Annotated in this window: 22 protein-coding genes; 16 read left to right on the top strand and 6 right to left on the bottom strand. The window is 63.0% G+C overall.

What is annotated here, in order from left to right; genetic code table 11:
- Positions 1-183 precede the first annotated feature (183 nt).
- Entirely contained in the window at positions 184-1,704 is a 1,521-nt protein-coding gene (locus tag QMK47_RS25775; protein WP_214512960.1) for an aldehyde dehydrogenase family protein, read from the bottom strand.
- Between the two features lie 513 nt (positions 1,705-2,217).
- On the opposite strand from QMK47_RS25775, the gene QMK47_RS25770 reads away from it, so the two are divergent.
- The 4 genes from QMK47_RS25770 to QMK47_RS25755 all read left to right on the top strand — a co-directional run bounded on the left by QMK47_RS25770 (position 2,218) and on the right by QMK47_RS25755 (position 6,729).
- Positions 2,218-4,125, top strand: a complete 1,908-nt coding sequence (locus QMK47_RS25770; protein ID WP_320389502.1) for a sigma-54-dependent Fis family transcriptional regulator — start codon at positions 2,218-2,220, stop codon at positions 4,123-4,125.
- A 348-nt stretch (positions 4,126-4,473) separates the two neighbouring features.
- Entirely contained in the window at positions 4,474-5,823 is a 1,350-nt protein-coding gene (gene mpl / locus QMK47_RS25765) for a UDP-N-acetylmuramate:L-alanyl-gamma-D-glutamyl-meso-diaminopimelate ligase (RefSeq protein WP_320389501.1), read from the top strand.
- Positions 5,820-6,452 (top strand): flavin prenyltransferase UbiX, encoded by a 633-nt coding sequence (gene ubiX / locus QMK47_RS25760; protein ID WP_024619363.1) that lies wholly within the window; start codon positions 5,820-5,822, stop codon positions 6,450-6,452. The genes mpl and ubiX overlap by 4 nt, the downstream gene beginning before the upstream one ends.
- Positions 6,445-6,729, top strand: a complete 285-nt coding sequence (locus tag QMK47_RS25755; protein ID WP_053125688.1) for a YceK/YidQ family lipoprotein — start codon at positions 6,445-6,447, stop codon at positions 6,727-6,729. The genes ubiX and QMK47_RS25755 overlap by 8 nt, the downstream gene beginning before the upstream one ends.
- 202 nt (positions 6,730-6,931) lie before the next feature.
- On the opposite strand, the gene QMK47_RS25750 is transcribed toward QMK47_RS25755, so the two are convergent.
- From QMK47_RS25750 to QMK47_RS25740, 3 genes are all read right to left on the bottom strand, one after another.
- Positions 6,932-7,573, bottom strand: coding sequence for an oxidoreductase (locus tag QMK47_RS25750; RefSeq protein WP_018611240.1), 642 nt, complete (start codon positions 7,571-7,573; stop codon positions 6,932-6,934).
- Positions 7,574-7,600: 27 nt separating this feature from the next.
- Entirely contained in the window at positions 7,601-9,319 is a 1,719-nt protein-coding gene (locus tag QMK47_RS25745) for a C13 family peptidase (protein ID WP_253469681.1), read from the bottom strand.
- Positions 9,320-9,421: 102 nt separating this feature from the next.
- The gene (locus QMK47_RS25740) at positions 9,422-9,877 is read right to left on the bottom strand and encodes a MaoC family dehydratase (RefSeq protein WP_003205908.1); all 456 of its coding nucleotides are present in this window, start codon (positions 9,875-9,877) and stop codon (positions 9,422-9,424) included.
- A 329-nt stretch (positions 9,878-10,206) separates the two neighbouring features.
- Between QMK47_RS25740 and QMK47_RS25735 the strand changes: the two genes are divergently transcribed.
- From QMK47_RS25735 to QMK47_RS25725, 3 genes are read left to right on the top strand one after another with little or no spacing between them, the layout of a single operon-like run.
- On the top strand, positions 10,207-10,572 hold the full coding sequence (locus QMK47_RS25735) for a CidA/LrgA family protein (RefSeq protein WP_253469678.1): 366 nt from the start codon (positions 10,207-10,209) through the stop codon (positions 10,570-10,572).
- Complete coding sequence (locus QMK47_RS25730) at positions 10,569-11,285, top strand: LrgB family protein (RefSeq protein ID WP_253469675.1); 717 nt, start codon at positions 10,569-10,571, stop codon at positions 11,283-11,285. Before QMK47_RS25735 ends, QMK47_RS25730 begins: the two co-directional genes overlap by 4 nt.
- A 10-nt stretch (positions 11,286-11,295) precedes the next feature.
- Positions 11,296-11,886: an LON peptidase substrate-binding domain-containing protein gene (locus tag QMK47_RS25725; RefSeq protein WP_014340384.1), complete on the top strand. Its 591-nt coding sequence runs from the start codon at positions 11,296-11,298 to the stop codon at positions 11,884-11,886.
- A 154-nt stretch (positions 11,887-12,040) separates the two neighbouring features.
- Here QMK47_RS25725 and QMK47_RS25720 read toward each other — a convergent pair whose 3' ends face one another.
- Both QMK47_RS25720 and QMK47_RS25715 read right to left on the bottom strand, forming a co-directional pair.
- Complete coding sequence (locus tag QMK47_RS25720; protein ID WP_320389500.1) at positions 12,041-13,357, bottom strand: bifunctional DedA family/phosphatase PAP2 family protein; 1,317 nt, start codon at positions 13,355-13,357, stop codon at positions 12,041-12,043.
- 202 nt (positions 13,358-13,559) lie between these two features.
- On the bottom strand, positions 13,560-14,237 hold the full coding sequence (locus tag QMK47_RS25715) for a DNA-3-methyladenine glycosylase (RefSeq protein WP_214512952.1): 678 nt from the start codon (positions 14,235-14,237) through the stop codon (positions 13,560-13,562).
- Between the two features lie 196 nt (positions 14,238-14,433).
- Between QMK47_RS25715 and QMK47_RS25710 the strand changes: the two genes are divergently transcribed.
- The 9 genes from QMK47_RS25710 to QMK47_RS25670 all read left to right on the top strand — a co-directional run bounded on the left by QMK47_RS25710 (position 14,434) and on the right by QMK47_RS25670 (position 23,870).
- Positions 14,434-15,705 (top strand): glutamate-5-semialdehyde dehydrogenase, encoded by a 1,272-nt coding sequence (locus tag QMK47_RS25710; protein ID WP_053189916.1) that lies wholly within the window; start codon positions 14,434-14,436, stop codon positions 15,703-15,705.
- 28 nt (positions 15,706-15,733) lie between these two features.
- Positions 15,734-16,408: a nicotinate-nucleotide adenylyltransferase gene (nadD, locus tag QMK47_RS25705; RefSeq protein WP_092150587.1), complete on the top strand. Its 675-nt coding sequence runs from the start codon at positions 15,734-15,736 to the stop codon at positions 16,406-16,408.
- Between the two features lie 71 nt (positions 16,409-16,479).
- Positions 16,480-16,974, top strand: coding sequence for a ribosome silencing factor (gene rsfS, locus QMK47_RS25700; protein WP_214512950.1), 495 nt, complete (start codon positions 16,480-16,482; stop codon positions 16,972-16,974).
- A 9-nt stretch (positions 16,975-16,983) separates the two neighbouring features.
- Complete coding sequence (gene rlmH, locus QMK47_RS25695; RefSeq protein WP_003185785.1) at positions 16,984-17,451, top strand: 23S rRNA (pseudouridine(1915)-N(3))-methyltransferase RlmH; 468 nt, start codon at positions 16,984-16,986, stop codon at positions 17,449-17,451.
- A gap of 9 nt (positions 17,452-17,460) precedes the next feature.
- The gene (gene mrdA, locus QMK47_RS25690; protein ID WP_214512949.1) at positions 17,461-19,356 is read left to right on the top strand and encodes a penicillin-binding protein 2; all 1,896 of its coding nucleotides are present in this window, start codon (positions 17,461-17,463) and stop codon (positions 19,354-19,356) included.
- Between the two features lie 31 nt (positions 19,357-19,387).
- Positions 19,388-20,491, top strand: coding sequence for a rod shape-determining protein RodA (gene rodA / locus QMK47_RS25685; RefSeq protein ID WP_214512977.1), 1,104 nt, complete (start codon positions 19,388-19,390; stop codon positions 20,489-20,491).
- A gap of 17 nt (positions 20,492-20,508) precedes the next feature.
- Positions 20,509-21,519 carry a lytic murein transglycosylase B gene (gene mltB, locus QMK47_RS25680; RefSeq protein ID WP_003205890.1) on the top strand — a complete coding sequence of 337 codons (1,011 nt, stop codon included), beginning with the start codon at positions 20,509-20,511 and terminating at the stop codon, positions 21,517-21,519.
- Positions 21,519-22,544: a septal ring lytic transglycosylase RlpA family protein gene (locus tag QMK47_RS25675; RefSeq protein ID WP_063324229.1), complete on the top strand. Its 1,026-nt coding sequence runs from the start codon at positions 21,519-21,521 to the stop codon at positions 22,542-22,544. Before mltB ends, QMK47_RS25675 begins: the two co-directional genes overlap by 1 nt.
- Positions 22,545-22,712: 168 nt before the next feature.
- Positions 22,713-23,870, top strand: a complete 1,158-nt coding sequence (locus tag QMK47_RS25670; RefSeq protein ID WP_214512948.1) for a D-alanyl-D-alanine carboxypeptidase family protein — start codon at positions 22,713-22,715, stop codon at positions 23,868-23,870.
- Positions 23,871-23,929 lie beyond the last annotated feature (59 nt).

The following is a 23,929-nucleotide window of genomic DNA, read 5'->3' as shown; positions in this document are numbered from 1 at the left end:
GCCAGAGCGGTGGGACGGTAGTTTGATGTTGTCAGTGAGGGCGCTATCGCGAGCAAGCTCGCTCCCACAGTGGATCTGTTGCCAACCCTGGAAACGAGTTATCCACAGATCCCTGTGGGAGCGAGCTTGCTCGCGATAGCTATCTAAAGGGCGAAGCAGTCTGACCTGCCTCGCCCCCAGGGCTTAGAAGAACCCCAACGGATTGATGTCGTAGCTCACCAGCAAATTCTTGGTCTGCTGGTAATGGTCGAGCATCATCTTGTGCGTCTCACGACCCACGCCGGACTTCTTGTAGCCACCGAACGCGGCATGCGCCGGGTACAGGTGGTAGCAGTTGGTCCACACGCGACCGGCCTTGATCGCCCGGCCCATGCGGTAGGCGCGGTTGATGTCGCGGGTCCAGAGGCCGGCACCGAGGCCGAACTCGGTGTCGTTGGCGATCGCCAGGGCTTCGGCTTCGTCCTTGAAGGTGGTGATGCTCACCACTGGGCCGAAGATTTCTTCCTGGAACACGCGCATTTTGTTGGTGCCCTTGAGCAGGGTCGGCTGGATGTAATACCCGGTCGCCAGGTTGCCCTCGAGTTTTTCCACCTTGCCGCCGGTCAGCAGCTCGGCGCCTTCGCCCTTGGCGATTTCCAGGTACGAAAGAATCTTGTCGAATTGCTGCTCGGACGCCTGGGCGCCGACCATGGTCTCGGTGTCCAGCGGGTCGCCGCGTTTGATCTGCAGGACTTTCTTCATCACCACTTGCATGAATTCGTCGTAGATCGACTCCTGCACCAGGGCGCGGGATGGGCAGGTGCAGACTTCGCCCTGGTTGAAGAACGCCAGCACCAGGCCTTCGGCGGCTTTCTCGATGAAGCTCGGCTCGGCTTGCATGATGTCTTCGAAGAAGATGTTCGGCGACTTGCCGCCCAGTTCCACGGTAGACGGGATGATGTTTTCGGCGGCGCATTTCATGATGTGCGAGCCCACCGGGGTGGACCCGGTGAAGGCGATCTTGGCGATGCGCTTGCTGGTGGCGAGGGCTTCGCCGGCTTCTTTGCCGAAACCTTGCACCACGTTCAGCACGCCGGGCGGCAGCAGGTCGCCGATCAGCTCCATGAGCACGCTGATGCCCAGTGGGGTTTGCTCGGCCGGCTTGAGCACTACGCAGTTACCGGCGGCCAGGGCCGGGGCGAGTTTCCAGGCGGCCATCAGCAGCGGGAAGTTCCACGGGATGATCTGCCCGACCACGCCCAGCGGTTCATGGATGTGGTAAGCCACGGTGTTGCCGTCGATCTCGGCGGCGCTGCCTTCCTGGGCCCGCAGGCAACCGGCGAAGTAGCGGAAGTGGTCGGCGGCCAGGGGGATGTCGGCGTTGAGGGTTTCGCGCACGGCCTTGCCGTTGTCCCAGGATTCGGTGATCGCCAGCACTTCGAGGTTGGCTTCGATGCGGTCGGCGATTTTCAGCAGGACCAGCGAACGCGCCTGGGCCGACGTGGCACCCCAGGCATCTGCGGCAGCGTGGGCGGCGTCCAGGGCCTTTTCGATGTCTTCGGCTGTGGAGCGCGGGAATTCGGCAATGACTTCGCCATTGACCGGGGAAGTATTGGTGAAGTACTGACCTTTGACAGGCGCGACGAACTCGCCGCCGATGTAGTTACCGTATTTGCTCTTGAACGAAACGATAGCGCCTTCAGTACCGGGGTGAGCGTAACGCATGATGAGTTCTCCTTGGCTTTTGTGCTTATACGGGAGGGCCGCGCAAAATTGAGCGCTGGTAATTAAGCCTAGAGCAAAGGTTGGGCCATTGCCTTGCAGGGCCCATAAATCAAGACTTTAGGAGGAGTTGGTCGGACAAACGGATGGGTTGTGTGACGCTTGCGATACAGCGGGTGTGACAGTTTGTGCCAGATGCGAGACAGTCTGTGACTGACAGGTCGCGCCAGCATTGCAAAGGCGGTTGGGCTGGAGGATGCTGGGCCTCGACGGCGAGGCCATGGACGGACCGCTTTTGTGGCGAGGGAGCTTGCTCCCACTGGGCTCTGTAGGAGCTGGCGAAGCCTGCGATCTTTTGATTTTGATCTTTTGCTCTCGACTCAATTGTCAGTGGAAAGATCGCAGCCTCGTTGCACTCGTCAGCTCCTACGGCGCAGCCCAGCGGGAGCAAGCTCCCTCGCCACGGGGTAATGTGTCGGCAGGTCCAAAAGGTCCTTCAGGGGAGAACAATAAGAAATGCACAGCAACCATTTGAGTCGCCATGCCCAGCAAGTCCTGACGGTCACCCAGGGCAAGGCCCATTTGCAGGGCCCTGGCAGCGATCCGTCGATTGCCCGTTCCTGGCTGCGCTGCCTCGAGGACTATCACCTCGACCCGGCCCAGAACCTGGCGCCGACGGTGCTCGAACATGGCCGGGTGCTGGAAAGTCGCGAGCGCTTGCAGCAGGTGCTGCACATCGCCGGCAATGAAATGACCAGCCTGCACCAGCAACTCTCCGGCGCTGGCCACGCGGTGTTGCTGACCGACGCCCGGGGCGTGATCCTCAACTGCGTCACGGCCCCCAGCGAGCGGAAGATTTTCGAACGGGCCGGCCTCTGGCTCGGCGCCGATTGGAGCGAAGCCTGCGAAGGCACCAACGGCATCGGCACCTGCCTGGTGGAGCGCCAGGCCCTGACCATCCACCAGGAAGAACATTTTCGTGGCCGCCATACCGGCCTGACCTGCTCGGCCAGCCCGGTCTTCGACCCTCAGGGCGAACTGCTGGCGGTGCTCGACGTGTCTTCGGCCCGGCCGGACGTGTCGCGCCAGAGCCAGTTCCACACCATGGCCCTGGTCAATCTCTCGGCGAAGATGATCGAGAGCTGCTATTTCCTGCGTTGCTTCGACAATCAATGGCTGCTGCGCTTCCACTTGCAGGCCGAGTCCGTAGGGCTGTTCAGCGAAGGCTTGCTGGCGTTCAACGGCGAAGGGCGGATCAGCGCCGTCAACCAGAGCGCGCTGAACCTCTTGGGGCATATTCGCGGCCGCTTGCTGGGCCAGCGGGTGGAGGACTTTTTCGATTGTTCGTTGGACGAGTTGCTCGGCCGCGCGAGTGTAAATGCCAGTGCGAGCTGGCCGCTGCGCACCCGTGACGGTCGGCATTTGTTCGCCGTGCTGCGCGGGCAGCCGCGCAGCGTGCCGGTGCCGGTTGCACCAGCGCTCAAGATCATCGAGCCCGCCCGCCTGCCAGGCATCTGCCTGGGGGATGCGGCGTTGCAGGAGCATTTTCGCAAGGCGCTGCGGGTGTTCGAGCGCGATGTGCCGCTGCTGATCCAGGGTGAAACCGGCTCTGGCAAGGAGGCGTTTGCCAAGGCCGTGCACCACGCCAGCCTGCGCGCCGGCAAGCATTTCGTCGCCCTCAACTGCGCGGCCATCCCGGAAAGCCTGATCGAGAGCGAGCTGTTCGGCTATCGCGGCGGCAGCTTCACCGGCGCACGCAAGGAAGGCATGCGTGGCAAGTTGCAACAGGCCGACGGCGGCACGCTGTTCCTCGATGAAATCGGCGACATGCCCCTGGCCTTGCAGACCCGTTTGCTGCGGGTGCTGGAAGACCGCCAGGTGGTGCCCATCGGTGGCGAGCCCGAGGCAGTGAACGTGCGCATCATCAGCGCCACCCATCGGCAGTTGCTGGAGCGGGTGCAGGACGGCAGTTTTCGTGAGGATTTGTACTACCGCCTCAACGGCCTGGAAATCCCGCTGCCGGCGTTGCGCGAACGCAGCGACAAATCGCAGTTGCTGGATTTTCTGCTGGCTGAAGAGAGCGGGGCCGAGACGGTGTCCATCGAAGAGCCGGCGCGCCAGGCGTTGCTGGCGTTTGACTGGCCGGGCAACGTGCGGCAACTGCGCAACGTGCTGCGGACCCTTGCCGCGCTGTGTGACGACGGGCGCATCGGGTTGGAGGACTTGCCAGCCATGATCCGCCAGCGTCCGTCGATTGCGCTGGTTGAGGCGGTGGCGGAGCGGCCGCTGGAGGATGCCGAGCGGCTGGCATTGCTCGATGCGCTGGAGCGCCAGCGCTGGCACATGACCCACACGGCGGAACAACTGGGGATCAGCCGCAATACCCTTTACCGAAAGCTGCGCAAACACGCGATTGCCCGCTGAGCCACTGATAATTAATCTGCTGACTGCTGACTGCTGACTGCTGACTGCTGACTGCTGACTGCTGACTGCTGACTGCTGACTGCTGACTGCTGTTGTGGCGAGGGAGCTTGCTCCCGCTGGGCTGCGCAGCAGCCCCAAGCTTTCTTTCCAGCCTGAAACCGAAGGCGACTGCTGCGCAGTCGAGCGGGAGCAAGCTCCCTCGCCACAAAAGCCGGGTTGTACATTCAACTGTGGGAGCAAGCTCCCACAGAGGGGAGTTGCGGTGTTCTGGTGGTGGTAAGTTCGAAACACAAGGTGCGATTTCCCCCTCCCTACGCTAACCTGCGGCCATGTTTTACGAGGTCGACTATGCACATCCATATTCTCGGTATTTGCGGCACTTTCATGGGTTCGATGGCGGTCCTGGCCAAGGAGCTGGGCCATCACGTGACTGGCTCCGACGCCAACGTCTACCCGCCGATGAGCACTCAGCTGGAAGCCCAGGGCATCGAACTGACCCAAGGCTATGACCCGGCGCAACTGGACCCGGCGCCGGACCTGGTGGTCATCGGCAACGCCATGTCCCGTGGCAACCCGGCGGTGGAGTACGTGCTCAACAAAGGCCTGCCATACGTGTCCGGGCCGCAGTGGCTGGCCGATCACGTGTTGCAGGGCCGTTGGGTCCTGGCTGTGGCCGGTACCCACGGCAAGACCACCACCAGCAGCATGCTCGCCTGGGTCCTAGAGCATGCCGGCATGAGCCCGGGTTTCCTGATCGGTGGCGTGCCGCAGAATTTCTCGGTGTCGGCGCGCCTGGGCGGCACGCCGTTCTTCGTGATCGAGGCCGACGAATACGACAGCGCGTTTTTCGACAAGCGCTCGAAATTCGTCCACTACCGTCCCCGCACCGCGATCCTCAACAACCTTGAGTTCGATCATGCGGACATCTTCCCCGATCTGCCGGCCATCGAGCGACAGTTCCACCATTTGGTGCGCATCATCCCCAGCGAGGGCCTGGTGATTCACCCGACCACCGAACCGGCCTTGCAGCGTGTGATCGAGATGGGCTGCTGGACCCCGGTGCAAACCACCGGTGCGGGTGGCCAGTGGCAGGTGAAGTTGCTCAAGGATGACGGTTCGCAGTTCGAAGTCATGTTCGAAGGCGTGTCCCAAGGCGTGGTCGAGTGGGACATGACCGGCCAGCACAACGTCGCCAACGCCCTGGCGACCCTGGCGGCGGCCCGGCATGTCGGCGTGGTGCCGTCCATGGGCATTGCCGCGTTGAGCGCGTTCAAGAGCGTGAAGCGGCGGATGGAGAAGGTCGCCGAAGTGCGCGGCATCACCATCTATGACGACTTCGCCCACCACCCGACTGCCATCGCCACCACCCTCGACGGGTTGCGCAAGCGCATCGGCGAGGCGCCGCTGATTGCGATCATCGAGCCGCGTTCCAACTCCATGAAGCTCGGCGCGCACCGTGACGGCCTGCCAGAAAGCGTGGTCGATGCCGACCAGGTGATCTGGTACGCACCGGCCAACCTGGGCTGGGACCTCGGCGCCACCGCCGCGCTGTGCACAGTGCCGTCGATTGTCAGCGATTCCCTGGAAGGCATCATCGAGCGCGTGAAGAGCCAGGCCCAGCCCGGCACTCACGTGGTGATCATGAGCAACGGCGGCTTCGGCGGGCTGCACGGCAAACTGGCCGAGGCGCTGAAATGAGCAATGGTCCGGAACGCATCACGCTGGCGATGACCGGTGCGTCCGGCGCCCAGTACGGCTTGCGCCTGCTCGATTGCCTGGTACGCGAAGACCGCGAGGTGCACTTCCTGATCTCCAAGGCCGCGCAACTGGTGATGGCCACCGAGACCGACGTGACCCTGCCGGCCAAGACCCAGATGATGCAAGCCTTCCTCACCGAATACACCGGTGCGGCGGCGGGGCAGATTCGCGTGTATGGCAAGGAAGACTGGATGTCGCCGGTGGCCTCGGGCTCCGGCGCACCGGCTGCCATGGTGGTGGTGCCGTGTTCCACTGGCACGCTGTCGGCGATTGCCACCGGGGCCTGCAACAATCTGATCGAACGGGCGGCGGACGTGACGCTGAAGGAGCGCCGCCAGTTGATCCTGGTGCCGCGAGAGACACCGTATTCGAGCATTCATCTGGAACATATGCTCAAGCTGTCGAACATGGGCGTGAGCATCCTGCCGGCCTCGCCGGGGTTCTATCACCAGCCGCAGACCATTGATGACCTGATCGATTTCGTGGTCGCGCGGATCCTCAATCTGCTGAACATCCCCCAGGACATGTTGCCGCGCTGGGGCGAGCATCATTTGAGCAGTGATGAATAAGCTGCTGATCGTGCTGTTGGCGCTGCAACTGACCGGCTGCGCCACCGCACGCACCCTCGACGCCGCCAAGCCCGGCGCGCCGGTGGTGTACGCCGGGACGCGCCTGGATCTGTACGCCCTCAACGGTGGCTGCTGCGCCAAGGACCGCTTTGGCGCCGAGGCGCCGAGCTACCCGGGTGTGGATCTGCCGGGCAGTGCGTTGCTGGATACCTTGTTGTTGCCGTTGTCGTTGTTCACGGCGATTGGTGTAGGGTTTCAAGCTACGGGCGGGATGTAGCGAACACCATAGAACCTGTGGCGAGGGAGCTTGCTCCCGCTGGGCTGCGCATGGAAGCTGTGTAGACGCTGTGTAGGAGCTGTCGAGTGGAACGAGGCTGCGATCTTTCCCCAGCCACTTGAGTTCCAAGCGAAAGATCAAAAGATCAAAAGATCGCAGCCTTCGGCAGCTCCTACAGGGCGCCCGTCCAGGCGCAGCAGAATCATTTGCCGAGCTTACGCAACTCATCCGACTCCACCACCCGCACCCCATCCTGCTCTTCCAGCGCCAGACGCCACATGGCCCGGGCCAGTTGGCAGGCTTCGATGCCGTGGTACTTGCCCGGGATCAACTTGGACAAGGGCCCGGCCAGTTGCTCGGCCAGGCGCGGTTCAACCCGGTCGCCCAGCAACAGGGAAGGGCGGCAAATGGTCAGTTGCGGCCAGCCCTGGGCCTTGAGTGCCGCCTCCATTTCACCTTTGACCCGGTTGTAGAAGATTGATGACTTGGCGTCGGCCCCCAGCGCGCTGATCACCACCAGGTGCCGTGCACCCAGTTCCCGGGCGCGCTTGGCAAACGTCACGACCAGGTCCAGGTCCACCGCGCGAAAGGCTGCTTCAGAGCCGGCTTTCTTGATGGTCGTGCCGAGGCAGCAGAAGGCGATGTCCACCTGGCCACTGAGTTGAGGCAGCACCTGGGCCGGCTCCCCAACCGGGTTTTCCAGGTGTGGATGCTCAGCCAGTGGCCGGCGTGAAGGCGCCAATACGCGAGTGATGGTCGGCTCGTTGAGCAGCCGGTCCAGTAGATGTTCTCCGGTCAGCCCGGTAGCACCGGCGAGCAAAACATGCTGAGGCGTCAAGTACATAGTGTTTCCCCCTTGATACGATTCAGCTTAGTTGCTCTTTGTGGCTCCGTCGTTCAATGCAGCACTTTGCAATGCTTTACGTGCCTGCTGTTTGCGCAGCAGTTGCCAGTGGGAAAGGACCGTCCTCGGCGCCCACATCTGTGGTTCGGACGCTTCGAAGTTGTCGGCCTGTTCGCGCTCGGCCACGGTGGCCTTGGCCCGCTTGAAGGCCTGCTCCAGGTCGTCGGTCTGGTTCAACGCCTGGGCGAACAGCGCATCGCCGAAATAGGTGAAGTTGGCTTCCTCGGAGCAGCCGAAGGACACCCGGTCGGCCCGTGAAGCGGTCATGATCAGGGTGCGTTCATCCTTGAGCGCCGGGATGAAGCCGCCGGAATAACAGGCCGAAATCACCACGATCTTGTCGCGGTTCTTCAACGGTGCCAGCACCACGGCCAGTTCATCGGCGGGCAGGTCGGCCAGTTCCATGCGCGGCTGGTCGAGCACCAGTTCATGTTCGCTGGTGCCGTGGCTGGTCAGGTAGATGAAAATCAAGTCTTCCGGACCACTGCGTTCGGCCAGGGTGGCGGCGGCGCGGCGCAGGCTTTCGCGGCTGGCCATGGGCCGGTCGCCGAGGTGATCGCGGTGGTTGACCAGGCGGATCTGTCCGAACGCGCCGAAACGGCTGGCGAGCATGTTGGCGACATAGTCGGACTCGCGCAGGAACACGCTTTGCTTGCCGTCGCCGCCCAGGGTCAGGCTGTACAGCTCCACCGCCGGGGTCGAGGCCGGGATGTTGGCGAGGGCATCGTCCAGCAGGCGGCCTTGGGCCAGCAAGCCGAGTTCGAGCACATCCGGCAGCAACCTGCCGTCCGCGTCGCGCACCCGTTGGCCGTTGGCCCAGGTGCCGCTTTGCACGGTGCCGTCGGTCAGCACCAGGGTGCCGCGCCCGTGGTAACTGTCGCTTTCGAACTGGCCGACGTAAAAACTGCCGTCGGGCAGGTTCAGGCGACCATCGCCGGTAAAGCGCCAATCATTGAATTGTCCGAGGTAGTGGCTGCCGTCAGCGCCGATCAGTTCGCCCTTGCCGGTCAGCGCGCCGTCCTTGAACCGGCCGATCCAGACATCGCCGTCGGCATTTTCGTAGCGCCCGCGACCGTTGAGCTGGTTGTTCTTGAAGCCGCCGATGTAGACATCGCCATCGGCACTGTTGAAGGTGCCCTTGCCCTGCAGTTGCCCGTCGACAAAATGCCCGGTGAACTGGTTGCCGCTGGCGTCGAAGCGCTGGCCTTCACCGTTGGGCTTGCCGTTGGCGAACGGGCCTTGGTACTGGCTGCCGTCGTCGAGTTCCAGGCGTCCGAGGCCGGAATAGCGGTCGGCCTTGAACTCGCCCCGGTAGGTCATGCCGTTTTCCTTGAGCGTCCCTTCACCGTCCCGCCGCCCGAGCTTGAAGCCGCCGGTGTAGCTGCTGGTCGGTGTCGTCAGGCTGCCCTGGCCGTGGAACAGGCCCTGCTGGAACTGGCCGCGATAGACCTCGCCATTGCTGCCATGCCATTCCCCGGCGCCGTGCCACTGGCCTTTGTCGAACTGCCCGGCGTACCAGCTGCCATTGGGATAATCGATGCGCCCCTGGCCTTGCAGCAACCCGTCCACCAAGTCGCCGCGATAGCGGCCGCCGTCGGGCAGGCGCGCGTCGGGAGGCAACGGCGATTCGCCGTTGCCACAGGCGGTGAGCAGCAGGGTCAGGGTCAGTGGGACGAATAAGCGCATAACGGGATCCAGGTCATCAGGCCACGAGTATGCCGCAGCTATGCGCTTTAGATACAGAGAAGCGATGCGAAACTGCACGAGCGGTTTCGCGACCGCGCAGGTTTACACGAAGCAGAGCGACAGCGGCTCGGCGATGTAGGCCGGTTTTTCCGAACCTTCGATCTCCAGCGTGGCGGTGGCCTTGAGCAGCCATTGGCCAGGTTTTTTCTCGGTGACTTCCACCAGGTCGACCTTGAGCCGGACCTTGGAATCGACCTTCACCGGTTGGATGAAACGCACGCTGTCCAGCCCGTAGTTGACGACCATCTTCACGCCCTCGGGCAGGATCAGGATGTCTTCCATCAGCTTGGGCATCAGTGACAGCGACAGGAAACCGTGGGCAATGGTGCTGCCAAACGGGGTCTGCGCGGCCTTGACCGGATCGACGTGGATGAACTGAAAGTCGCCAGTGGCTTCGGCGAACAGGTTGATACGCTCCTGATCGATGGTGAGCCATTCGGAACGTCCAAGTTCCTTGCCGACATAATCTTTGAGCGCTGCAACGGGGACGTAGGGCATTGAGACTCTCCTTGGGTTCATCGGTTTTACTTTTTCTGGAGCGGGGATCGGCATCCCCGGAGAACCACTGTAGATCAACATGGCGCGCCGGGAAGGTCATCGACCATGCTTTTTACGAATGCCGAACCATAGCGCGGGCGTGTTTAAATGTGTCGTCTGGTTACTCCCTGTAGGAGCTGCCGAAGGCTGCGATCTTTTGATCTTTCGCTTCAGACTCAATTGGCAGGGGAAAGATCGCAGCCTCGTTGCACTCGACAGCTCCTACAGGCAGTTTCGGCAGGTGGTTTCTACGGGGCGGGGTTTATGGGTGTTTGTGGGGGAGAGAGCGGATGTTGCTACGGGGCCTGACCTGGCTGGTGCTGTTTCAATTGCTGGGTACTGCGATCAATCATTTGTTCCTGCCCGTGTTGCCGGGCCCAATCATTGGCCTGCTGCTGTTGCTGGGCTATCTGGTCATGCGCGGCGAAGTCAGCGAGCCGCTGAACCTGGCCGCCAGCAGCCTGCTGCGTTATCTGCCATTGCTGCTGGTGCCGCCCGCGGTGGGGGTGATGGTCTATGCCCGGGCGATTGCCGCCGATTTCTGGGCCATCGTCGGTGCGTTGACCTTGTCGCTGGTGCTGTCCGTGGCGTTGACGGGGGTGCTGATGCAGCGCCTGGCCCGGCGTCACGTCGCCGCCCCGGAGGACAGTCAATGATGCTCGACTGGCAAGGTGCCTGGGCCTCGGTGATCCATCATCCGTTGTTTGGCATCGGCATTACCCTGGGCGCCTATCAACTGGTGCTGGCGGCGTTCGAAAAGACCCGCTGGGTGTTCCTGCAACCGGTGCTGATGTCGATGGTGCTGTTGATCGTCGTGCTGGTCGGTTGCGGCATCGACTATGCCGAATACCGCAAGAGCACCGAGATCCTCAGCATCCTGCTGGGCCCGGCCACGGTCGCCCTGGCCGTGCCGTTGTATTTGAACTTGCGACGGATCCGGCAGTTGTTCTGGCCGATTTTTACTACTCTGGTGATAGCTGGGGTGTTTGCCACGGGCTCTGCGGTGGTGTTGGGCTGGGCTTTTGGCGCCGAACACATGATCCTGATGACCATGGCGCCCAAGTCCGTGACCTCGCCGATCGCCATGCTGGTGGCCGAGCAGATCGGCGGTGTGGCGGCGATGGCGGCGGTGTTCGTGTTGATCACCGGTGTGCTCGGGGCGATCCTCGGCCCGAGCATCCTGACCAGGCTGGGTGTCCATAGCCCAGAAGCCCGGGGCATGGCCCTGGGGCTGGCGGCCCATGCGGTGGGCACGTCGGTGGCGTTGCAGGAAAGCGAGGAAACCGGCGCCTTTGCGGCGCTGGCGATGAGTCTGATGGGCGTGGCCACGGCGGTGTTGCTGCCGTTGGTGGTGTCGATGACGGTTTAAGGAACTGGTTATGAGCTTGCCGCTTTTCCCGTTGAACACCGTGCTGTTCCCCGGTTGCATCCTCGACTTGCAGATTTTCGAGGCGCGTTACCTCGACATGATCGGGCGCTGCATGAAAAAGGGCGAAGGCTTCGGCGTGGTGTGCATCCTCGATGGCGAGGAAGTCGGCATCGCGCCTGAAGGCTACGCGCGGGTCGGTTGTGAGGCGCGCATCACCGATTTCTCCCAGCAGGACAATGGTCTGCTGGGCATTCGCGTGCAGGGCGGGCGGCGCTTTATCGTCCATGGCAGCAGCGTCCAGGCGGACCAACTGACGGTCGCCGAGGTCGAGTGGCTGGAAGAAGAGCCGGAGCAACCGCTGCAAGAGGAAGACGCCGACCTGGTGGCGCTGCTCAAGGCCCTGGCCGAGCACCCGATGGTCGAAGCCTTGAACATGGGCACCGAAGCGACCGGCCAGCAATCGCTGGCCAATCAACTGGCCTACCTGCTGCCGTTCAATGAGCTGGACAAGATCGACCTGCTGCAACTCGATGATCCCCAGCAGCGGCTGGATGCGATCCAGGCGTTGCTGGATGAGTTGCAGGGCGAACTCTTTGCCTGACACCCCTCATATCCACTGAACAACACCGCCCCCCTGTGGGAGCGAGCTTGCTCGCGATAGCGGTGGGTCAGCTTGCATCCATGTTGACTGTGCCGCCGTCATCGCGAGCAAGCTCGCTCCCACATGGGATCTCCAGTGCCCACAGATAGTGTATTCAATAGGCATACCGCAACATCGCATGCGGCAAGTGCCGCAGGGCGAAGAAGCTGAACACCGCCACCAGCGCCGGCAGGAGCAGCCACCAGACTTTTGGCGGCATGGCCGGTAGCGGGCTCTGGCGCTGGCTCAACCACAGGGCGGCCGCACAGATGCTGGCGGCGAGCATCGCCCCGGCGGCGATGTCGCTCGGCCAATGCGCGCCCAGGTAGACCCGCGACAGAGCGATGGCCAGCGCCGGCAAGCAGCCCAGCAACAGCCAGGTCAGGCGCAGGCGGGGTGGTTGGCCGCGGCCGGCCAGGACGGCGAGAGTCAGGAACAGCGCGAAGGCCCCGGAGGAGTGGCCGCTGGGCATGCTGTAGCTGGTCAGCGGGTCGGTGAGGATTTCCGGGCGCACGCGGGCAAAGAAGTGTTTGCAGCCGGCATTGGCCAGGGCGGTGATCAGCATCGTGCCCCCGGCAAAGATCGCCTGGCGCCATTGCCGTGCCAACAGCAGCAACCCGGTCACCAGGCTGCAGACAATCAACATGTAGCGGAATTCGCCGATCAGCGTGAAGGTCACGGCGATTTCATCCAGCGTCGCGCTGCGGTGCTCCTGGACCAGGGCCATCAAGCCCTGGTCGAACGCCGTCAGGTAGCGAAAGCCGATGAACAGGCCGATCAGGATCACCAGGCCCAGGCCTGCGATCAGTGCCGTGGCATGGCGATGGCGGCGCATGCTGCTGTTGACGCTCAGCCCGATCATCACCGCGATACTGCCGATGACCACGCCGGCCTGTGGCCAGAAACCTTCGGGCAGCGGCAGGCGAAACGCCGCCCCGGTGGCCCAGCCCGGCAGCAGGTACGCCACGGTCCAGCCCGCCGCAGCCAACACGCTGACGGCGGCGAAGCGTGGGAATGGCATGTCGCACATCCCGGCCACCATCGGCAACATCGGCCGTAGCGGGCCGATGAAACGGCCCACCAGCAGGCTGGCGATGCCGTAGCGCTGGAAATAGTTTTCCGCCGCGCTCATCCATTCCGGGTGATGCCGCAGCCCCGGCAGGCGCCGGATGTTCTGATGGAAATGCCGGCCCAGGAAATACGACACCAGGTCCCCGAGCAGCCCGCCAAGCAGGCCCAGCAGCAACGTCTCGCCCAAGGACAACGCGCCGCTGCCGGCCAGCACGGCAATCGCAAACAACAGCACGGTACCCGGCACGATCAGGCCTGCGATGGCCAGGCACTCCACGCAGGCGACGATGAACACCGCCACCGCCAGCCATTGCGGGTTGACGGTCAACCAGCCGGTGATGCTATCGAGCCATGGGCCCATAAATACAACTCCATTGAATAGTGATTGGCATGCACCGAACCCCCCTGTGGGGTTCTGTTGTGAACACAAAACCTGCGGCCACTGAAGATCAACTGTGGGAGCGAGCTTGCTCGCGATGGCGGTGTATCAGTCGGCCCCCATTCTGCTGACCCGACGCCATCGCGAGCAAGCTCGCTCCCACAGGGGGATGCGGTGTTTGTGTTCATGAAAGTAAAAAGTAATCACGCCCTTCGACCTGTCCGCGCCGCAACGGGTTGCGGGTGCACCACGGGGCGTAGGCGGCGTCGACGAAGCGGTAGGGCAGGTGCTCGTCGCGTCCCTGGGGGATACCCAGGCGGGTGGTCTGGATCGCATTGACCGTCGGCACGCCGACATCTTCCACCAGCAAGCGCTCGGGGTCGAAGCGTTTGGCGTCCCAGTCCGGCACTTTCAGCCCCAGGGCTTTGCACAGCAAGGTCTGGCCGGCACAGAGTTTTTGCGGTGTGCGCGGCCGACCTTGGGCGTCGGGGTTGTTGAGCAGCATCTGCGCCAGGCTCGCCGGCCCGCAAAGGGCGTCGACCCACGGGTACGCCGATTTGATCAGCACCGCATTGCCAGGCCCTTGGGCGCTGAAGTTCAGCGAATCGCCGCCCCGGGCGTAGTACATATAGATGTGGCCGCCATCCAGAAACAGAGCCCTGCGTTTTTCTGTGTAGCCCAGCGAGGCGTGGCTGCCTTTTTCGGCGAAGTAATACGCCTCGGTCTCGATGATCCGCGCGCTGAGCCACAGGTCACCGACCTTGTGACGGATGACTTTGCCCAGCAGGTCCTTGGCAAGCACCTGGGCGTCGCGATCGAAAAAGGCGTGGGGCAGGGCGTTGGGCGATGGCAAATCGGTCATGGCGATAAACGAAGTGAGGCCAAAGGAAGCGCGATGATAGCAATGGAAAGCTTAATCACCGCTGAACAGTCGCTTCAACCGGCTGTTTACGCCTGTTTTGCTCCTCCGCCGGTCACCACTGTGAGTCCATGCTGTTAGTCGAGGGTTACGACAGCTATAATCTGCCGCTTTCCTCATCGCCAAGACCACACAGACCATGACTGAGTCCGTTCTTGACTACATGACCCGCCTGGGTCGCGCCGCTCGTGCAGCGTCGCGCATCATCGGCCGGGCCAGCACCGCGCAGAAAAACCGCGCCCTGCAGGCCGCCGCCAATGCGCTGGACGCTGCGCGTGCCGAGTTGTCCGCTGCCAACGAACTGGACCTGGCCGCCGGCCGGGCCAATGGTCTGGAGCCGGCCATGCTCGAGCGCCTGGCGCTGACCCCGGCACGCATCGACGGCATGATCGTCGGCCTGCGCCAGGTCGCGGCCCTGCCGGACCCGGTCGGGGCGATCCGCGACATGAGCTACCGGCCGTCGGGCATCCAGGTCGGCAAGATGCGCGTGCCCCTGGGCGTGGTCGGGATCATCTACGAGTCGCGGCCGAACGTGACCATCGACGCCGCCAGCCTGTGCCTGAAGTCGGGTAACGCGACCATCCTGCGTGGCGGCTCCGAGGCGATCCATTCCAACCGTGCCATTGCCGCCTGCATCCAGCGCGGCCTGGCCGAGGCCGATCTGCCGGCGGCCGTGGTGCAAGTGGTGGAAACCACCGACCGTGCCGCAGTCGGCGCGTTGATCACCATGCCCGAGTTCGTCGATGTCATCGTGCCGCGTGGCGGCAAGGGCCTGATCGAGCGGGTCAGCCGTGACGCCCGCGTGCCGGTGATCAAGCACCTGGACGGCATCTGCCACGTCTACGTCAGCGCCCACGCCGAATTGCCGAAGGCCCAGCGCATTGCCTTCAACGCCAAGACCTACCGCTACGGTATCTGCGGCGCGATGGAAACCCTGCTGGTGGACCAGGCCGTGGCCAAGGACTTCCTGCCGTCGATGGCTGCCCAGTTCCGCGAAAAAGGCGTCGAACTGCGCGGTTGCGAGCGCACCCGGGCGATCATCGAGGCCGTCGCGGCCACGCAAGAAGACTGGGACACCGAATACCTGGCGCCGATCCTGTCGATCCGTGTGGTCGACGGGCTGGAGGAAGCCATCGAGCACATCAATCGCCACGGCTCGCACCACACCGACTCCATTGTCAGTGAAAACCTGGGGGAAACCCGGCGCTTCGTGGCCGAGGTGGACTCGGCGTCGGTGATGATCAACACCCCGACCTGCTTCGCCGATGGCTTTGAATACGGATTGGGTGCCGAGATCGGCATTTCTACTGATAAGCTGCACGCCCGTGGCCCGGTAGGCCTCGAAGGCCTGACCTGCGAGAAGTACATCGTGGTCGGTGACGGCCAGTTGCGCGGACAGGAGTCGGTCTGACTTGGGCGATCTCGACCCGCCGGCCTCTATGACTACGACCGCTGTGACGGCGACCACCGCGCCAAAGCGCATTGGCATCCTGGGCGGCACGTTCGACCCGGTGCACATCGGCCATTTGCGCGGTGCGCTGGAAGTCGCCGACGCCCTGGCCCTCGATGAGCTCCGCCTGACGCCCAGCGCCCGGCCGCCTCACCGGGATACGCCGCAGGTGTCGGCGCAGGATCGCCTGGCGATGGTCGAGTGCGCGGTGGCCGGTGTGGCACCGTTGGTGGTGGACGCCCGCGAATTGCAGCGGGACAAACCGTCCTACACCATTGATACCCTGGAGCTGATGCGCGCCGAACTGGCCGCTGATGCCCAGGTTTTTCTGCTTCTGGGCTGGGACGCGTTTTGCGGCCTGCCCACTTGGCATCGCTGGGAAGAGTTGCTCCAGCATTGCCACATCCTGGTGCTGCAACGCCCGGATGCCGACAGCGAGCCGCCGGATGCCTTGCGCAACCTGCTGGCGGCCCGCTCGGTGAGCGACCCGCTGGCCCTGAAAGGGCCGAGCGGACAGATTGCATTCGTCTGGCAGACGCCGCTCGCGGTATCCGCCACCCAGATCCGTCAACTGCTGGCCAGCGGTAAGTCGGTACGTTTCCTGGTGCCCGACGCGGTCCTGGCCTACATCGATGCGCACGGGCTTTACCGTGCGTCGAACTGAAAAAGGTGTGCTTCAAGGCACGTGAATGCGTGTAGCGAAGCGCCCGAACATACGAGCAAAACGAGTTTTATATGACTGACAAAGACGTAAGCAAAGTAAAGCGCAAAGGCACGTTCAAAAGCGCCCCGCTGCCGGTAGAGGCCCACACCGGCGTCGTACTTGCCGGTGAAGAACTGGTCAAGGTGGCCGTGGCGGCCCTGGAAGACGTCAAGGCCCAGGACATCCAGGTGATCGACGTTCGTGAAAAGCAGAGCATCACGGACTACATGATCATCGCCACCGGTACCTCCAACCGCCAGATCGGCGCGATGCTGGACAAGGTCCGCGAAGCGGTCAAGGCCCAGGGCGTCAAGCCGCTGGGTGAAGAAGGCAAGGGCGACAGCGACTGGGTACTGCTGGATATGGACGACGTCATCGTGCACATGATGACTGCCTCGGCGCGCCAGTTCTATGACCTGGAGCGCCTGTGGGCCGGTGCCGAGCAGAGCCGTTCGGCCAGCGCCGCGCACCACAGCCCGGAAAACCCCCATGAGCACTTCACCAAGCTCAACAAAGACCAGCAATAAGGGACCGCTGTGCGACTGCGCCTGATCGCCGTCGGTTCTCGCATGCCCAAGTGGGTGGAAGAAGGCTGGCATGAATATGCCAAGCGTCTTCCGTCCGAGCTGGCCCTGGAACTGGTGGAAATTCCGCTCAACACCCGTGGCAAGAACGCCGACGTGGCGCGCTTCATCCGCCAGGAAGGCGAAGCCATGCTGGCCAAGGTCGGGCCGAACGAGCGCATTGTCACCCTCGAAGTCCATGGCAAGCCCTGGAGCACCGAGCAACTGGCGGTTGAGCTCGATCGTTGGCGGTTGGATTCGCGCACGGTCAATTTCATGGTCGGTGGCCCGGAAGGGCTGGCGCCGGAAGTCTGTGCCCGGGCCGATCAGCGCTGGTCATTGTCGCCGTTGACGTTGCCACACCCGCTGGTGCGGATCCTGATCGGCGAACAGCTGTATCGTGCCTGGACAGTTCTGTCCGGGCACCCTTACCACAAGTAATCCTGCCCCATGCCCCAGCCGATCCGCATCAAGGACCACGAAAAAGACGCCCGTCTGGTGCGGGGTCGCGTCGTGTTCGGCGCTATTACGGTGGTGACGCTGATCTGCGTGCTGATTGCGCGCTTGTATTTCCTCCAGGTGATCCAGTACGAGTACCACTCGACCCTGTCGGAAAACAACCGGGTGCATGTGCAGCCGATTCCGCCGACCCGCGGGTTGATCTTCGACCGCAATGGCGTGGTGGTGGCGGATAACCGGCCCAGTTTCAGCCTGAGCATGACCCGCGAGCGCTCCGGCGACTGGCAGCACGTGCTCGACGTGATCGTCGAAGTGCTGCAACTGACGCCCGAGGACCGGGCGATCTTCGAGAAGCGCATGCGCCAGGGCCGCCGTCCGTTCGAGCCGGTGCCGATCCTGTTCGAGCTGACCGAAGAGCAGATCGCCCTGATCGCCGTGAACCAGTTCCGCCTGCCCGGCGTCGAAGTGGTGGCGCAGTTGGTGCGTCATTATCCCCAGGGGCCGCACTTTGCCCACTCGGTCGGCTACATGGGGCGGATCAACGAGAAAGAGCTCAAGACCCTCGATCCGGTCAATTACAGCGGCACCCACCATATCGGCAAGACCGGCATCGAGCGTTTCTACGAGCCCGAGCTGCATGGCCAGGTGGGTTACGAGGAAGTCGAAACCAACGCCCGCGGCCGCGTATTACGGGTGCTCAAGCGCACCGACCCGATTCCTGGCAAGGACATCGTCCTGAGCCTGGACATCAAGCTGCAAGAGGCCGCCGAAGCGGCGCTGGGCGGTCGGCGTGGTGCTGTGGTGGCGCTGGACCCGAACACCGGCGAGGTGCTGGCGATGGTCAGCCAGCCGAGTTTCGACCCGAACCTGTTCGTCACCGGTATCAGCTTCAGGGCCTACGCCGATTTGCGCGATTCGATCGATCGGCCGCTGTTCAACCGTGTGCTGCGCGGCCTCTATCCGCCGGGGTCGACCATCAAGCCGGCCGTGGCGATTGCCGGGCTGGACTCCGGCGTGGTGACCGCGTCGAGCCGGGTCTATGACCCCGGCTATTACATGCTGCCCAACTACGACCACAAGTACCGCAACTGGAACCGCACCGGTGACGGTTATGTGGACCTGGAAACGGCCATCATGCGTTCCAACGACACCTATTTCTATGACCTGGCCCACAAGCTGGGGATCGATCGGTTGTCGTCCTACCTGGGCAAGTTCGGCATCGGCCAGAAGGTCTCCCTGGACATGTTCGAAGAGTCGCCTGGCTTGATGCCGTCCCGGGAATGGAAGCGCGTGACCCGGCGCCAGGCCTGGTTCCCCGGCGAAACCCTGATCCTGGGGATCGGCCAGGGCTACATGCAGGCCACGCCCTTGCAGCTGGCCCAGGCCACGGCGCTGGTGGCGAGCAAGGGCAAGTGGTATCGCCCGCACCTGGCCAAGACCATCGAAGGCCAGAAACCGGTGGACCCGGACCCGATGCCAGACATCATCCTGCGCAATCCGTCGGACTGGCAGAAGGTCAACAACGGCATGCAGCAAGTGATGCACGGCGCCCGGGGCACCGCCCGCAAGGCGGCCATCGGCTCGCCCTATCGCATTGCCGGCAAGAGCGGTACGGCCCAGGTCGTCGCCATCAAGCAGGGCGAGAAGTACGACCGCTCCAAGGTCCAGGAACGCCATCGCGACCACGCCTTGTTCGTCGGCTTCGCGCCGGCCGACAACCCGAAGATCGTCGTGTCGGTGATGGTCGAGAACGGTGAGTCGGGTTCCGGCGTCGCCGCGCCGGTGGTGCGCCAGATCATGGACGCCTGGCTGCTGGACGAGCACGGCCAGCTCAAGCCTGAATACGCAAGCCCCACCACTGCGGAGGCTACGGCCCGTGAAGAATAATTTCGACCGGATCCTCTCCAGCGAAGATGTGATGCGCCGCCGTGCCACCTTGTTGCAGCGCATGCACATCGATGGTCCGTTGCTGATCCTGCTGCTGACCCTGGCCGCAGGCAGCCTGTTCGTGCTGTATTCGGCCAGTGGCAAGAACTGGGACCTGCTGGGCAAGCAGGCCACCTCGTTCGGCATCGGCCTGGTGTCGATGATCGTCATTGCCCAGCTCGAGCCGCGCTTCATGGCCCGCTGGGTGCCGCTGGCCTATGTGGTGGGCGTGAGCCTGCTGGTGGTGGTGGACGTGATGGGCCACAACGCCATGGGCGCCACTCGCTGGATCAACATTCCCGGGGTGATCCGCTTCCAGCCATCGGAGTTCCTCAAGATCATCATGCCGGCGACCATCGCCTGGTACCTGTCCAAGCGCACCCTGCCGCCGCAGCTCAAGCACGTGTGCATCAGCCTGTTGCTGATCGGCATCCCGTTCATCCTGATCGTGCGCCAGCCGGACCTCGGCACCTCGCTGCTGATCCTGGCCGGCGGCGCCTTCGTGCTGTTCATGGGCGGGTTGCGCTGGCGCTGGATCCTCAGCGTGGTCGCCATCGCCGTGCCGGTCTCGGTGGCCATGTGGTACTTCGTGATGCACGACTACCAGAAGCAACGCATCCTGACCTTCCTAGACCCGGAGAGCGATCCGCTGGGCACCGGCTGGAACATCATCCAGTCCAAGGCCGCCATTGGCTCCGGCGGGGTGTTCGGCAAGGGTTGGCTGATGGGCACCCAGTCGCACCTGGACTTTCTGCCGGAAAGCCACACCGACTTCATCATCGCCGTGATGGGCGAGGAGTTCGGCCTGGTGGGCATCTGCGTGTTGCTGCTGATCTATTTGCTGCTGATCGGCCGGGGGCTGGTGATCACCGCCCAGGCCCAGACGTTGTTCGGCAAGTTGCTGGCGGGCAGCCTGACCATGACGTTTTTTGTTTATGTTTTCGTCAACATCGGTATGGTCAGTGGCCTGTTGCCGGTCGTGGGGGTGCCGTTGCCATTCATTAGCTACGGAGGAACTTCGCTGGTGACACTACTGTCAGCGTTTGGGGTCTTGATGTCGATTCATACGCATCGCAAGTGGATCGCGCAGGTTTGAATAAGGTGAAGAGTTCAATGCAAGCAATGCGTGGCTGGTCGACGCGATATGCGCCGTGGATCGGCCTGGTCGGCTTCCTGGGCGGTGCGTCCCATGCCCAGGCCGGCGAATACGAAGGCTCGCCGCAGGTGGCCGAATTCGTCGGTGAGATGACCCGCGACTACGGTTTTGCCGGTGAGCAACTGATGGGAGTGTTTCGCGAGGCCGAGCGCAAGCAGTCGATCCTTGACGCCATCTCCCGACCCGCCGAGCGGGTCAAGCAGTGGAGCGAGTACCGGCCGATGTTCATCACCGAGGCGCGTATCGCCCGGGGCGTGGACTTCTGGCGCCAGCACGAGGCGGCCCTGGCCCGTGCCGAGCAGGAATACGGCGTACCGGCCCAGTTCATTGTGGCGATCATTGGCGTCGAGACCTTCTTTGGCCGTAACACCGGGAATTTCCGGGTGATCGACGCGCTGTCGACCCTGGGCTTCGATTACCCGCCGCGCGCCGAATTCTTCCGCAAGGAGCTGCGCGAGTTCCTGCTGCTGGCCCGCGAAGAGCAGGTCGACCCGCTGACCCTCAAGGGTTCCTATGCCGGGGCCATGGGCTTGCCGCAATTCATGCCCAGCAGTTTTCGCGCTTACGCGGTGGACTTCGACGACGACGGCCACATCAATATCTGGACCAACCCGACCGATGCCATCGGCAGTGTTGCCAGCTATTTCAAGCGCCACGGCTGGGAAGCCGGCCAGCCGGTGGTCAGCCGTGCCGACGTGCGTGGCGAGCAGGTGGACGAGGGCCTGACCGAGGGCATCGAGCCGACGAAAACCGTCGGGGAGTTGCGGGCGTTGGGCTGGTCGAGTCATGATGCGCTGCGTGACGACATGCCGGTCACCGCGATACGCCTGGAAGGCGAACAAGGCCCCGAATACTGGATGGGCCTGAAGAATTTCTACGCGATTACGCGTTATAACCGCAGCGTGATGTACGCCATGGCCGTATATCAACTGTCTGAAGAGCTGGTCAAAGCACGGGGCGTCAAATAATGCGGGCATTGCCTACCTATCTACCCCTGAAAGCCAAGCCCCTCAAGCTCGTGGCGTTGGCCGCGCTGTCGCTGTTGGTCGTCAGTTGTTCGACCAGCCGCGCGCCGGCCCAGAAAAACTCCACCGCCGTGCGCGCGACGCCCGGCCTGGACATCAACCGGGCCCACAAGGACGGCGCGCCGTGGTGGGACGTGGATGTCTCGCGCATTCCCGACGCCACGCCGACCCTGCACACTGGCCCCTACAAGGCCAACCCGTACACGGTGCTGGGCAAGACCTATTTCCCGCTGTCCGACTCCAAGCGCTACGTGGCCTCGGGCACGGCGTCCTGGTATGGCACCAAGTTCCACGGCCAGAACACCGCCAACGGCGAAGTGTATGACCTGTATGGCATGAGCGCGGCCCACAAGACCTTGCCGCTGCCCAGCTATGTGCGGGTGACCAACCTGGACAACAACAAGAGCGTGATCCTGCGGGTCAATGACCGTGGGCCGTTCTATTCCGACCGCATCATCGACTTGTCGTATGCGGCGGCGAAAAAACTTGGTTACGCTGAAATCGGCACCGCGCGGGTCAAGGTTGAAGGTATCGACCCGCAGGAATGGTGGGCCCAACGCGGCCGTCCGGCGCCTTTGATGCTCAACGAGCCGAAAGTGGCGCAAAATGCCGCGCCGACCGTAACGGCGTCCACCGGTACGGTCGAGCAGTGGACGCCACCGCCGCAGCAGCACGCGGCGGCCGTAGTGCCCGTTCAGCTCGACGCAAAAAAAAACGCTTCTGCAACAGCGTCTGGCCAGTTTCTGCAAGTGGGCGCGTTCGCCAACCCGGACGCTGCCGAGCTGCTGAGGTCGAAGCTCAGCTCGATGGTGAGCGCTCCGGTGTTCATCAGCTCGATCGTGCGCAACCAGCAGACACTGCATCGGGTGCGCCTGGGGCCAATCGGTTCTCCGGGTGAAGTCCAGCAAGTGCAGAACAGTGTGCGCCTGGCCAATCTCGGTTCGCCGAGCCTGGTCACCGCCGAGTAATTGATTGAGGCCCGCTTGCGGTTGGAGCGGGTCAGGTTGTTGGCTCCATGAATAATAAAAGCCCGGCAAGGGTTGTGAGTGAGCAACTTAAATACGCGGCGACCCGTTAGAAGGTTGCCTGTTTTAGTTTTGCCTTCGGGCAGTCCCATTAGCGATTTCGAGAGACGGATGAACATCACCACCTTTGCCAAACGCCTTTGCCTGCTAGTCCCGCTGCTTCTCTCCCCAGCCGCGTTCGCGGTCGAGATGATGCCTGCGCCTCCTCAATTGGCCGCCAAATCCTTTGTGCTCATGGATGCCAGCAGCGGCGAGGTCCTGGTAGAGAACAACGGTGACCAGCGCCTGCCACCGGCCAGCCTGACCAAGCTGATGACCGCCTACATCGCCACCCTGGAAATTCGTCGCGGCCAGATCGGTGAAAACGATCCGGTGACCGTCAGCGAAAACGCCTGGCGTACCGGCGGTTCGCGGATGTTCATCAAGGTCGGTTCGCAAGTGACCGTCAGCGACCTGCTGCACGGCATCATCATCCAGTCCGGCAACGACGCCAGCGTCGCCCTGTCCGAGCACATCGCCGGCAGCGAAGATGCGTTCGCCGACATGATGAACAAAACCGTGGCCGACCTGGGCATGACCAACAGCCACTTCATGAACCCTACCGGTCTGCCGAACCCTGAGCACTACTCGTCGGCTCACGACATGGCGCTGTTGGCACGGGCGATCATTCACGAAGACCCGGCGCACTACGCCATCTACTCCCAGAAGGAATTCTTCTGGAACGGCATCAAGCAGCCTAACCGCAACCTGCTGCTGTGGCGCGACAAGACCGTCGATGGCCTGAAGACCGGCCACACCGACGAGGCCGGCTACTGCATGGTGTCCTCGGCTGTCCGTGAAGGCATGCGCCTGATCGCCGTCGTCTTCGGCACCAGCAGCGAAGTGGCCCGGGCCGCTGAAACCCAGAAGCTGCTGACCTACGGTTTCCGCTTCTTCGAAACCCAGACCTTCTACCAGAAGGGCACCGAACTGGCCCAGGCCCAGGTCTGGAAAGGCACCACCAATCAAGTGAAGGCCGGTCTGGCCCAAGACCTGACCATGACCTTGCCTAAAGGCCAGCTCAAGAAGCTCGCTGCCAGCATGACCATGAACCCGCAACTGACCGCTCCCATCGCCAAGGGCGACGTGATCGGTAAAGTCGAAGTCAAACTGGACGACAAAGTGGTGCACAGCGCCGACCTGATCGCTCTGGACGCGGTCGAGGAAGGTGGTATCTTCCGCCGCATGTGGGATAGCATCCGTCTATTCTTCTACGGCTTGTTCAACTGATTGAAGTGTTGACCTGCATGGCCTCGTTCCCATCCGGAGCGGGGCCATGTGCGTTACCA

Origin of the sequence: Pseudomonas sp. P9_35, from assembly GCF_034008205.1 — a bacterium.
Taxonomy (GTDB): Bacteria; Pseudomonadota; Gammaproteobacteria; order Pseudomonadales; family Pseudomonadaceae; genus Aquipseudomonas; species Aquipseudomonas kilonensis.
Note: the sequence above shows the minus strand (reverse complement) of the source record. Positions and strands in the feature narration are given on the sequence as shown.

Excerpts from the sequence above, each read along its gene's own strand:
- QMK47_RS25755 (WP_053125688.1), top strand. The coding sequence starts at position 6,445 with ATGAATAAGCTGCTGATCGTGCTGTTGGCGCTGCAACTGACCGGCTGC.
- mltB (WP_003205890.1), top strand. The coding sequence starts at position 20,509 with ATGCAAGCAATGCGTGGCTGGTCGACGCGATATGCGCCGTGGATCGGC.
- QMK47_RS25750 (WP_018611240.1), bottom strand. The coding sequence starts at position 7,573 with ATGTACTTGACGCCTCAGCATGTTTTGCTCGCCGGTGCTACCGGGCTG.
- QMK47_RS25720 (WP_320389500.1), bottom strand. The coding sequence starts at position 13,357 with ATGGGCCCATGGCTCGATAGCATCACCGGCTGGTTGACCGTCAACCCG.
- QMK47_RS25715 (WP_214512952.1), bottom strand. The coding sequence starts at position 14,237 with ATGACCGATTTGCCATCGCCCAACGCCCTGCCCCACGCCTTTTTCGAT.
- rodA (WP_214512977.1), top strand. The coding sequence starts at position 19,388 with ATGCGCCGCCGTGCCACCTTGTTGCAGCGCATGCACATCGATGGTCCG.
- QMK47_RS25740 (WP_003205908.1), bottom strand. The coding sequence starts at position 9,877 with ATGCCCTACGTCCCCGTTGCAGCGCTCAAAGATTATGTCGGCAAGGAA.
- QMK47_RS25745 (WP_253469681.1), bottom strand. The coding sequence starts at position 9,319 with ATGCGCTTATTCGTCCCACTGACCCTGACCCTGCTGCTCACCGCCTGT.
- QMK47_RS25670 (WP_214512948.1), top strand. The coding sequence starts at position 22,713 with ATGAACATCACCACCTTTGCCAAACGCCTTTGCCTGCTAGTCCCGCTG.
- ubiX (WP_024619363.1), top strand. The coding sequence starts at position 5,820 with ATGAGCAATGGTCCGGAACGCATCACGCTGGCGATGACCGGTGCGTCC.
- nadD (WP_092150587.1), top strand. The coding sequence starts at position 15,734 with ATGACTACGACCGCTGTGACGGCGACCACCGCGCCAAAGCGCATTGGC.
- QMK47_RS25735 (WP_253469678.1), top strand. The coding sequence starts at position 10,207 with ATGTTGCTACGGGGCCTGACCTGGCTGGTGCTGTTTCAATTGCTGGGT.
- QMK47_RS25675 (WP_063324229.1), top strand. The coding sequence starts at position 21,519 with ATGCGGGCATTGCCTACCTATCTACCCCTGAAAGCCAAGCCCCTCAAG.
- QMK47_RS25775 (WP_214512960.1), bottom strand. The coding sequence starts at position 1,704 with ATGCGTTACGCTCACCCCGGTACTGAAGGCGCTATCGTTTCGTTCAAG.
- mpl (WP_320389501.1), top strand. The coding sequence starts at position 4,474 with ATGCACATCCATATTCTCGGTATTTGCGGCACTTTCATGGGTTCGATG.
- QMK47_RS25770 (WP_320389502.1), top strand. The coding sequence starts at position 2,218 with ATGCACAGCAACCATTTGAGTCGCCATGCCCAGCAAGTCCTGACGGTC.
- mrdA (WP_214512949.1), top strand. The coding sequence starts at position 17,461 with ATGCCCCAGCCGATCCGCATCAAGGACCACGAAAAAGACGCCCGTCTG.
- QMK47_RS25730 (WP_253469675.1), top strand. The coding sequence starts at position 10,569 with ATGATGCTCGACTGGCAAGGTGCCTGGGCCTCGGTGATCCATCATCCG.
- QMK47_RS25725 (WP_014340384.1), top strand. The coding sequence starts at position 11,296 with ATGAGCTTGCCGCTTTTCCCGTTGAACACCGTGCTGTTCCCCGGTTGC.
- QMK47_RS25710 (WP_053189916.1), top strand. The coding sequence starts at position 14,434 with ATGACTGAGTCCGTTCTTGACTACATGACCCGCCTGGGTCGCGCCGCT.
- rsfS (WP_214512950.1), top strand. The coding sequence starts at position 16,480 with ATGACTGACAAAGACGTAAGCAAAGTAAAGCGCAAAGGCACGTTCAAA.